The 9,330-nt window shown below is 68.3% G+C and carries 10 protein-coding genes; 9 read left to right on the forward strand and 1 reads right to left on the reverse strand.

Going from position 1 to position 9,330, the window contains the following annotated elements; genetic code table 11:
* Window positions 1–37 precede the first annotated feature (37 nt).
* The 9 genes from FG385_RS18525 (at window position 38) to FG385_RS18565 (ending at window position 8,634) form a co-directional block, all read left to right on the forward strand.
* A complete protein-coding gene (locus tag FG385_RS18525; protein WP_139098018.1) occupies window positions 38–472 on the forward strand; it encodes a MarR family winged helix-turn-helix transcriptional regulator in 435 nt (144 codons plus the stop codon).
* 181 nt (window positions 473–653) lie between these two features.
* Window positions 654–2,246, forward strand: a complete 1,593-nt coding sequence (locus FG385_RS18530; protein ID WP_235022642.1) for an ABC transporter substrate-binding protein — start codon at window positions 654–656, stop codon at window positions 2,244–2,246.
* Complete coding sequence (locus tag FG385_RS18535) at window positions 2,234–3,196, forward strand: ABC transporter permease (RefSeq protein ID WP_200834516.1); 963 nt, start codon at window positions 2,234–2,236, stop codon at window positions 3,194–3,196. Before FG385_RS18530 ends, FG385_RS18535 begins: the two co-directional genes overlap by 13 nt.
* Window positions 3,196–4,095, forward strand: coding sequence for an ABC transporter permease (locus tag FG385_RS18540; protein WP_139098019.1), 900 nt, complete (start codon window positions 3,196–3,198; stop codon window positions 4,093–4,095). Before FG385_RS18535 ends, FG385_RS18540 begins: the two co-directional genes overlap by 1 nt.
* Window positions 4,092–4,907, forward strand: coding sequence for an ABC transporter ATP-binding protein (locus tag FG385_RS18545; protein ID WP_139098020.1), 816 nt, complete (start codon window positions 4,092–4,094; stop codon window positions 4,905–4,907). Before FG385_RS18540 ends, FG385_RS18545 begins: the two co-directional genes overlap by 4 nt.
* Window positions 4,894–5,691: an ATP-binding cassette domain-containing protein gene (locus tag FG385_RS18550; RefSeq protein WP_200834517.1), complete on the forward strand. Its 798-nt coding sequence runs from the start codon at window positions 4,894–4,896 to the stop codon at window positions 5,689–5,691. Before FG385_RS18545 ends, FG385_RS18550 begins: the two co-directional genes overlap by 14 nt.
* Complete coding sequence (locus FG385_RS18555; RefSeq protein WP_139098021.1) at window positions 5,688–7,046, forward strand: amidase; 1,359 nt, start codon at window positions 5,688–5,690, stop codon at window positions 7,044–7,046. Before FG385_RS18550 ends, FG385_RS18555 begins: the two co-directional genes overlap by 4 nt.
* A gap of 11 nt (window positions 7,047–7,057) precedes the next feature.
* Window positions 7,058–7,246, forward strand: coding sequence for a hypothetical protein (locus FG385_RS18560; protein ID WP_139098022.1), 189 nt, complete (start codon window positions 7,058–7,060; stop codon window positions 7,244–7,246).
* 2 nt (window positions 7,247–7,248) lie between these two features.
* Entirely contained in the window at window positions 7,249–8,634 is a 1,386-nt protein-coding gene (locus tag FG385_RS18565; protein ID WP_139098023.1) for an amidase, read from the forward strand.
* 6 nt (window positions 8,635–8,640) lie between these two features.
* Here the strand turns inward: FG385_RS18565 and FG385_RS18570 are convergent, their stop codons facing one another.
* Complete coding sequence (locus FG385_RS18570) at window positions 8,641–9,234, reverse strand: Uma2 family endonuclease (RefSeq protein WP_139098024.1); 594 nt, start codon at window positions 9,232–9,234, stop codon at window positions 8,641–8,643.
* Window positions 9,235–9,330: the final 96 nt, after the last annotated feature.

A 9,330-nucleotide genomic window follows, 5' to 3' on the forward strand; every position in this document is an offset into this window, starting at 1 on the left:
AGTGGAATGACGGTAACCGACGAAAGATGGCCAGGCAATGAACGATGCACGGCGGCCCCGTGACCTTGCCCACCTTTTGAGCCGGCTCGAACGTCAGGTGGTCGAGCGACAGCGCGCCGCGCTCGCCGCCGAGAACTGTGGCGTCGAGGAATGGCGGGTGATCGACTTCCTCGCCGGCGGTGGCCACGTCATGAACGAGGTGGCCGAACACGCGGGTATCACGTCGCCGTTGCTGACCAAGCTCGTCGACCGGCTTGTCGCGAACAACATCGTCTACCGCCGTATCGGTCTCGAGGACCGCCGCAAGGTGCGGATATTCCTGACCACGCGCGGCAAGGCGCTGCACCGGCGGCTCGCCGCGATCGTCGAAGCGAGCCAGGCCGAGTTGCTCGCCGACCGCGACCGGATCGGCGGGCTGCTCGAGGACCTCCGCGCGACAATAGTTCCGGAAGGAATAGTTCCCGCCAACTGAAAACCGCAGGTCAGCGGAAGCCCGTTAACGAACCGGAAACATGGGGCCCCGACCTGTTACAAGGTTGAGCGTTGCCGCACACCGTCCGAAACATGGCCTGCCTAGCGTTCTGCCCGATCGCTTCAGGATTCGAAGATCGGCGGTGCGCATGGTGTTCTCCGGCAGAAGGTTCCGGCGCCTGGTGGTGGCTCTGCTCGCCACCGGCCTGGTCGCCGCGTGTGGCGGGCCGAGCGCGGGTTCCGGCGCGTCGGGCCCGCCCCGCAGCGGCGGCACGCTGGCCATCGGTATCGAGTCCGAAGTGGACGTTCTCGACCCGCAGCGGGCGGGCGGCTGGGTTTCCTGGCGCGTCAACCGGCAGATCTTCGAACCGCTCGTGGACGAGGACCTGTCGAAACCTTCGGCGCAGGCGCCGGTGCCGCCGCTGCGGCCGGGATTGGCTTCGTCGTGGGAGATCTCGCCCGACGGCACGGTCTACACCTTCCACATCCGGGAAGGCGTCAAGTTCCACGACGGCACCCCGCTCGACGCGGCCGCGGTCGAATTCAACATCCGGCGGATGTGGGACAAGGCGTTCCCGTACTACGACGCGAAGGCCGCCGGGCAGACGACCTTCGTCTGGCAGCAGTTGGCCTCGATCGCGACGCCGGACCCGATGACCGTCCAGCTCACCATGAAGCAGGCCTTCCAGCCGTTCCTGCGGCTGCTCGCGCAGGGCGGCAGCGGATCGACCGGCATCATGAGCCCCGCCTCGGTCAAGCAGTACGGCAACGACAACGTGGGTGAGCATCCGGTGGGCACCGGGCCGTTCAAGTTCGTCGATCGCGTGCGCGGCCAGCGGATCACCTTGGCGCGCAACGACGACTACTGGGGTACGAAACCCTATCTGGACAAGGTCGTGTTCCGGCCGCTGCCCGATCCCTCGGCGCGCGTGGCGTCGCTGCGGGCCGACGAGGTGGACATGATCGCCGTGCCGCCGCCGGACAGCGTGGCGAGCCTGCAGCAGTCCGGGTTCCAGCTGTCCGAAGGCGCCCCGCCGCACGTGTGGTACCTGTCGTTCAACTTCAACGATCCGATCCTGAAGAACAAGCTGGTGCGCCAGGCGATCAACCTCGCGATCGACCGGCAGGGCATGGCGACGAACCTGTTGAAGGACACCGTCAAACCGGCCTACGACGTGCAGGCCCCGGCGAACGCGGCGTACGTCGAGAACACCGACGCGTACGGCTACAACCCGGACAAGGCCAAGCAGTTGCTCGCGGAAGCCGGATACCCCAACGGGTTCTCCACCCAGATGATGACGTCCGTGGACGGGTCCGGGCAGATCATCCCGGTGCCGATGGCCGAGTACATCCAGCAGAACCTGGCGAAGGTTGGTATCCAGATCAAGCTGCAGACCTCGGAATGGATCTCGTACCTGTCGAAATGGGCGGAGGGCACGCCGGCCGGGGTCGGCTGGGCACAGCAGTCGTGGGGTATGACCACGCCGTACTGGCTCTACATCGCCACTTCCTCGTCGCTCAAGGCGCCCAACGGGCCCAACGTCGGCGGCTACGACAACCCGCAGCTGGACCAGGTGATGCAGCAGGCGATCACGGCCACCTCGGAGAGCGCCGCGGTCGAGAAATGGAAGCAGGCCAACAGGATCGTCACCGACGACGCGGCGATCGCGCCGATCGTCAACGACAAGGCGCCCTACATCCTGAGCCCGAAGGTGCACGGGTTCGTCTCGCCGAGTGAGGAGTGGTACGACCTGGGCACGGTGTGGCTGTCGTGATCGGGTTCCTGCTGCGGCGGCTGATCGCCACCGTGCTGGTACTGATCGGCGTGTCGATCCTGGTGTTCCTGATCATGCAGCTGGTGCCGGGCGATCCGGTGCGCACGATGCTCGGCCAGGCGGCCACCGCGCAGCGGGTCGCCGAGGTCCGGCACCAGCTCGGGCTCGACCGTTCGCTCGTCGTGCAGTACCTCGACTACGTCGGCGGCGTGCTGCACGGCGACCTCGGGCAGTCGCTGACGCTGAGCCAGCCGGTGTCGAGCATCCTGTTCCCCAAACTGGGCAACACGATGATCCTCACCGCGGGCAGCCTGGTGATCTGCCTCGCGATCGGGATCCCGCTGGGGATCCTGGCCGGCACCCGCCAGTATTCGGTGCTCGACCGCGGTTCGATGTTCGTGGCACTGGCCGGGGCGAGCGTCCCGGTGTACTGGGCGGGGCTGGTGATCATCAACGTGTTCGCGTTGCAGCTGGGCTGGTTCCCGACCTCGGGGATGCACGACACCCGCGATCCCGGCGGGTTCGGCGACGTCCTGACGCATCTGGTGCTGCCGGCGGTGGCCGCGGCCGTGGTGCCGACGGCGGTGGTCGCCCGGATGGCGCGCGGGTCGATGGTCGAGGCGCTGCACGGTGAGCACGTGCGGATGCTGCGGGCCAGCGGCGTGCCGGAACGGCTGGTGATCTGGAAACACACGCTGCGCAACGTCCTGCCGCCCGTGGTGAACATCGTCGGGCTGCAGATCGGCTACCTGCTCGGCGGCGTGATCTTCGTCGAGGTGGTGTTCAACTGGCCGGGTCTCGGCGGCCAGCTCTACACGTCGATCACCTCGGGGGACATGCCGATGATCCAGGCCGGAGTGCTGTTCATCGCGCTCGTGTTCGTCGTCGTCAACCTCGTCACCGATATCGCGGTGGCACTGCTGGATCCGCGCACCAGGAAGGCGGCGTGATGACCGCGACCACAATGGACAGTCCGCCGACCTGGGCGCGCAGGTCCCAGTTCCGGCTGGCGACGCGCGCGCTCGGCCGGGACAAGGTGGCCGTCGTCGCGCTGGTCGTGCTGGTGCTGGTGGTGCTGGCAGCGATCTTCGCACCGCTCATCAGCCCGTACGACCCGCTGGTCGGTGATCCGGCGCAACGGCTGCTGCCGCCCGGCACGCCCGGCCATCTGCTGGGCCTGGACGGGCAGGGGCGCGACATCCTGTCCCGGCTCATCTGGGGCGGGCGCTACTCGCTGTCGGTCGCGATCGTGCCCGTGCTGTGCGCGGGTGTGGTGGCACTCGTGATCGGGATGACCGCCGGGTACTCCGGCGGGCGTCTTGGCGAGGCCGTGATGCGGGTGCTCGACATCGTGTTCGCGTTCCCGATCGTGCTGTTCGCCATCGCGATCGCCGCCGTACTCGGACCGGGCCTGCTCAACAGCATGCTCGCGATCGGTATCACCCTCGTGCCGTACATGGCGCGCGTCGTGTTCACCGCGACCGTGCAGGAGGCCGGGAAGGACTATGTCGAGGCCGCCCGTGCCGCGGGGGCCACGCGGCTGGAGATTCTCGGGAAACAGTTGCTGCCCAACGTGCTTTCCCCGCTCGTGGTCTACGGGACCACGCTGGCCGGCCTGGTCATCGTGCTCGCCGCGGGCCTGAGCTTCCTCGGGGTCGGCATCACCCCGCCCGCGCCGGACTGGGGTGTGATGACCTCAGACGGACGGCAGGTGCTGCTCGAGGGGTATGCGCATGTGGCGACGATCCCCGGGCTCGTGATCCTCGTCGTCGCGCTCGCGTTCAACCTGCTCGGTGACGGGATCCGGGACGCGCTCGACCCGCACAAGCAAACGGGAGGCGGGTCATGAACCCGGTACTCGAAGTCGCCGGCCTGCACACGGAGTTCGCCGTCGAGCACGGCACGGTGAAGGCCGTCGACGGGGTCGACTTCACGATCGAGCAGGGCGGGATCCTCGGTATGGTCGGGGAATCCGGTTCCGGCAAGTCCGTGACCGGGCTGTCGATCTTGCGGCTGCTCGCTCGCAACGCGCGGATCGCCGAGGGCAAGATCCTCTTCCACGGCGAGGATCTGCTCACCAAGAGCGACCGGGAGATGCGGGAGATCCGCGGCCGGCGGATCAGCATGGTGTTCCAGAACGCGATGACCGCGCTCGACCCGTTCTTCCGCGTCGGGGACCAGCTGGTCGAAGTCATCCGGCTGCACCAGCGCGTCGGCAGGCGCGAGGCGCGGCTGAAGGCGCTCGAAGCCATGGAACTCGTGCGGATCCCGGACGCGGCGCGGCGGATGTCTAGCTACCCGCACCAGCTTTCCGGCGGGCAGCGGCAGCGCGTGATGATCGCGCTCGCCCTGGCCTGCGGGCCGGACCTGCTGATCGCGGACGAGCCGACCACGGCGCTGGACGCGACCGTGCAGAAGCAGATCATCGACCTGCTGGCCGAGGTCAACCGCGAGCTCGGCACCGCGATCCTGATGATCACCCACGATTTCGGCGTGGTCGCGCGGCTGTGCCGGACCGTCGCGGTGATGTACGCCGGCAAGATAGTCGAGTCCGGCAGCGTCCGGAAGGTGCTCGAGACGCCCGAACATCCTTACACCCAGCGGCTGCTGGGTTCCGTGCTTCGCCTGCGCCCACCGGAGGTGCGCCGTGTCAGCGCATGACATGCTCGTCAACGTCCAGGATCTGCGGAAGGTCTACCGCGCGCCCGGCACCTTCGGTCCCGGCGCGGAATTCGTCGCTGTGCAAGGAGCTTCGTTCACCGTCGGCAGGGGCGAGAGTTTCGGCCTGATCGGTGAGTCCGGCTCGGGCAAGACGACGATCGGGCGGATGTTGTTGCGACTGCTCGAACCCACGAGCGGATACGTCGAGTTCGACGGGTACGACGTGCTGAGCCTCGCCAAACCGCAGCTGCGGGCGCTGCGGCGGCGGATGCAGATCGTGTTCCAGGACTCGGGCTCGGCGTTCAACCCGCGGCTTTCGGTGGGGGACCAGGTCGCCTACCCGATGCGCCGGTTCGGCCTGCACCCGCGTGGCGAGATCAAGGCGCGGGTGATCGAACTGCTGGAGAAGGTGGGCCTGCGGCCGGAGCAGGCACAGCGCTATCCGCACGAGTTCTCCGGCGGGCAGCGGCAACGGCTGGGCATCGCGCGGGCGCTCGCGGCGCAGCCGGACTTCGTCGTGCTCGACGAGCCGACCTCAGCGCTCGACGTGTCGGTGCAGGGCCAGATCCTGGCCCTGCTCAAGGAGATCCAGGCCGAACGGGGGCTCACGCTCGTGCTCATCAGCCACAACCTCGCGGTCATCCAGCATATGTGCGACCGGGCGGCGGTCCTGCATCACGGTGAGATCGCCGAGCAGGGGCCGGTCGGCGAACTGTTCGGCGCACCGCGTTCGGAGATCACCCGCCAGCTGCTCGACGCCGTACTGGAACCGGTGCTGTCATGAAGACCATTTCCGAGGCGTCGTCCCTAATCCGTGCCGGTGAGCTGTCCCCGGTCGAACTGACGCGGTCCGTGCTCGCGCGGATCGAGCGCTTCGACGGCAAGCTGGAGTCCTATGTGGACGTCTATGAGGAGGAAGCGCTTTCCCAGGCGCGCGCGGCGGAGGCGGCCGTGACGCGAGGCGACCGGCTCGGCTTGTTGCACGGGATTCCCTTGGCACTCAAAGATCTCTACGACGTCGCGGGTAAACCGACACTCGCCGGTTCGGCCGTGCGGGAAGGGCATGTCGCCGCCGAGGACTCGGCCGTGACGACCTTGCTGCGCGAGGCGGGCGCGGTGCTCGTCGGTAAGACCGTCACGCACGAATTCGCGTTCGGCGTGGTTTCCGCGCCGACGCGCAACCCGTGGAACCTCGACACGATTCCCGGCGGTTCGAGCGGCGGGTCCGCCGCCGCGGCCGCCGCGGGGCTGTGCCTTGGCGCGATGGGCACCGACACCGGCGGTTCGATCCGCATCCCGGCCGGGCTCACCGGGCTCGTCGGGCTCAAGCCGACGTTCGGCCGCGTGAGCAAGCGCGGCGTCGCGCCGCTGTCGTGGTCGCTGGACCATGCCGGTCCGCTCACTCGCACGGTCACCGACGCGGCGCTGATCTTCCAGAGCATCACCGGTTTCGATCCGGCGGACCCGGATTCGGTCGACGAGCCGGTGACGAACGTGCTGGCCGGGCTGGATTCCGGGATCGCCGGGCTGCGGATCGGAGTGCCCGCCAACTACTTCTTCGACGACCTCGCGCCCGGGGTCGCCGCCGCCGTCCAGGCGGCGCTCGACGTGCTCGCGGACGCCGGGGCGGAACTGGTCGAGGTCACCGTGCCGGACGTCGAGTGCTCGCGGGAGGTCGTCACCACGATCGTCGGCGTGGAGGCGGCGCTCATCCACCGCGAGGAGCTTCGCACCCGCCCGCACGACTACACCGAGGACACCCGCGAGCGGTTGACCGCCGGTGCCGCCATCCCCGGCACCGCCTACGTCGACGCGATGCACCGGCGCCGGCTGATCGTCGCCGGGTTCCGGTCCGCTCTGTCCGAAGTGGACGTCGTCGCCACGCCGACGCTCCCCGTCACCGCCCCGCCGTACGGCATCGCGCCACCCGAGGCGATGGCGGCGCTGACCCGGCTGACCTCGCCGCTCAACGCGGCCGGGCTGCCCGCGCTCGCCGTGCCGTGCGGGTTCGCCGACGGGCTGCCGGTCAGCCTCCAGCTGGCCGGGCGGCCGTTCGACGAGGCGACCGTCCTGCGCGCCGGTGCGGCCTACCAGCAGCGCACCGACTGGCATACGAAACACCCTCCGCTCACCGAATGATGGGAGATGCCGTGCCCCGACCGTTCCCCGGCGACGCGTTCGCGCACCTGCAGAACACCGCCCGCCTCGAAGTCCCGGACGAGCGCGCCGAACTCGTCCGCGCCACCGCCGAATCCGTCTACGCGCTGCTCGACGAGCTCGACTCGCTGGAACTCGGCGAAACCGCGCCCGCGACCGCCTTCAACGCACGCTGGGAGTGATCATGGAACCGTATCAGCTGACCCTCGCCGAGGCCGCGCGGAACATCGAGGCGAAAGAGCTTTCGCCCGTCGAGCTCACCGCGTCGGTGCTGTCCCGGATCGACGCGGTGGAGGACAAGATCACCGCGTTCGCCACGGTCACCGCGGAACTGGCGGCGAAGGCCGCGGCGGCGGCCGAAAGCGAGATCGCCGCGGGCGGGTACCGCGGGCCGCTGCACGGGATTCCCGTGGGCATCAAGGACCTTTACGAGACCGCGGGTGTCGAGACCACGTCGAGTTCGAAGGTGCGCGCGGATCACGTGCCGGAGCAGGACAGCGCGGTCGTGGAGAAGCTATTGGCCGCGGGCAGCGTGATGGTCGGCAAGACGCATACGCACGAGTTCGCCTACGGTGCGGTCACGCCGACGACCCGGAACCCGTGGGATCTGGACCGGATGCCCGGCGGTTCGAGCGGCGGGTCCGGGGCCGCCGTCGCCGCGGGCGAGTGCTTCGTCGGGATGGGCAGCGACACGGGCGGTTCGATCCGGATCCCGGCTTCGGTGTGCGGGACCGTGGGGCTGAAACCGACTTACGGCCGGGTCTCGCGGCGTGGTGTGGCTTCGCTGTCCTGGTCGCTCGACCACGTCGGGCCGCTCACCCGGACGGTGGCCGACGCCGCGCTGGTGATGAACGCGATCACCGGGTACGACCGTTCGGATCCGGCTTCGGTGGATGTGCCGGTGCCTGATTTCACGACCGGGCCGGAGGTCGACGGGCTGACCATCGGCGTGCCGGCGAACTACTACACCGAGCGGGTCGATCCCGAGGTGGCGGCCGCGGTGAGCGCGGCGATCGCGGTGCTCGTCGAGCGGGGCATGCGGGTGCGGGAGGTGGAAATCCCGCTCACGCCGTACATCCTGCCCACGGAGTGGGGGATCATGCTGCCCGAGGCGAGCGCGTACCACCAGAAGATGTTGCGGGACAAGGCGGACCTCTACACCGACGACGTACGGTTGTACCTGGAGGTCGGCGAGTTCGTGCTCGCGACCGACTATCTCAAGGCGCTGCGGGCGCGCACCGTCCTCCAGCAGGCGTGGCGGGAGATGTTCGTGGATATCGACGTGCTGATCGCGCCGACGCTCACCACACCGGCGCTGCGTGTCGATGATCCATCGGTGACCTGGCCCGACGGGAGCACCGAAGCGGCGACGGACACGTACGTGCGTTTCTCGGCTCCGGCCAACGTCACGGGGCTGCCTTCCCTTTCGGTGCCGTGTGGTTTCACCGGGGCCGGGCTGCCCATCGGGATGCAGATCATGGGCAAGCCGTTCACCGAGCCGGTACTGCTGGCGGTCGGCCAGGCCTACGAATCGGCGACGGACTGGGCGAAGCTCGCCCCGCTCCCGTGATACCGCTCAGCCGCGAAGGCGGTCGAGCTCAAGCTCGATCGGAAACGGCTCCTTGGTGGTAAACGTATGGGCGTCGGCCGGGGCGTCCTGATAGCCGAACTCACCCGCGAGATGGCACGCGACGAGGGAAACGGGAGGCTCCAGATCGACGATCCAGTAGTACCGGATACCGGAGTCCGCGTACTCGCCGTGCTTCACGACGGTGTCCATCCGATGCGAGCTGGGCGAGACGATCTCGATGACGATCAGCACGTCCTCGGCGCGGATCAGTGTCCCGTTTCGTTCCGCCCGATCGACGCCGTTCCGGTCGGCGACGATCAGGTCCGGCCGGCGGGAGAAACCCGGCTGGTCCGGCGGTACGAGCTGGAGATCGATGTCGATGGCTTGAATGACGCCGTACTTCTCGGGTATCTGGGTAGCGAGCTGGAACGCCAGCTGCAGGGATGCGATGTTATGTGCGGGGCGCGGGCTCGGCGACATCAACAGGTGGCCTTCCTGAAGCTCTGTGTAACCAGGCTCGATCTCGCCGAGCGCCGCATACTCCGCGACCGTCAGCAGATGGGGCTCTCCATCCACCTGGGGTTGGGGAAGCGCAGTCACTGGGTCTCCTTACGTCGCCACCTAGTGTTTCGTGATCTTGTTGTCTTTGCGCGCGGGTGTGTTTGTTTGCCAGGGTGCTGAGTTGGCCCTTGGCGT

Origin of the sequence: Amycolatopsis alkalitolerans (assembly GCF_006152065.1) — a bacterium.
Taxonomy (GTDB): Bacteria; Actinomycetota; Actinomycetes; order Mycobacteriales; family Pseudonocardiaceae; genus Amycolatopsis_E; species Amycolatopsis_E alkalitolerans.

What these genes read in the sequence shown, in the direction of transcription:
- FG385_RS18525 (WP_139098018.1), top strand. Translation starts at nt 38, where the DNA reads ATGAACGATGCACGGCGGCCCCGTGACCTTGCCCACCTTTTGAGCCGG.
- FG385_RS18540 (WP_139098019.1), top strand. Translation starts at nt 3,196, where the DNA reads ATGACCGCGACCACAATGGACAGTCCGCCGACCTGGGCGCGCAGGTCC.
- FG385_RS18545 (WP_139098020.1), top strand. Translation starts at nt 4,092, where the DNA reads ATGAACCCGGTACTCGAAGTCGCCGGCCTGCACACGGAGTTCGCCGTC.
- FG385_RS18555 (WP_139098021.1), top strand. Translation starts at nt 5,688, where the DNA reads ATGAAGACCATTTCCGAGGCGTCGTCCCTAATCCGTGCCGGTGAGCTG.
- FG385_RS18565 (WP_139098023.1), top strand. Translation starts at nt 7,249, where the DNA reads ATGGAACCGTATCAGCTGACCCTCGCCGAGGCCGCGCGGAACATCGAG.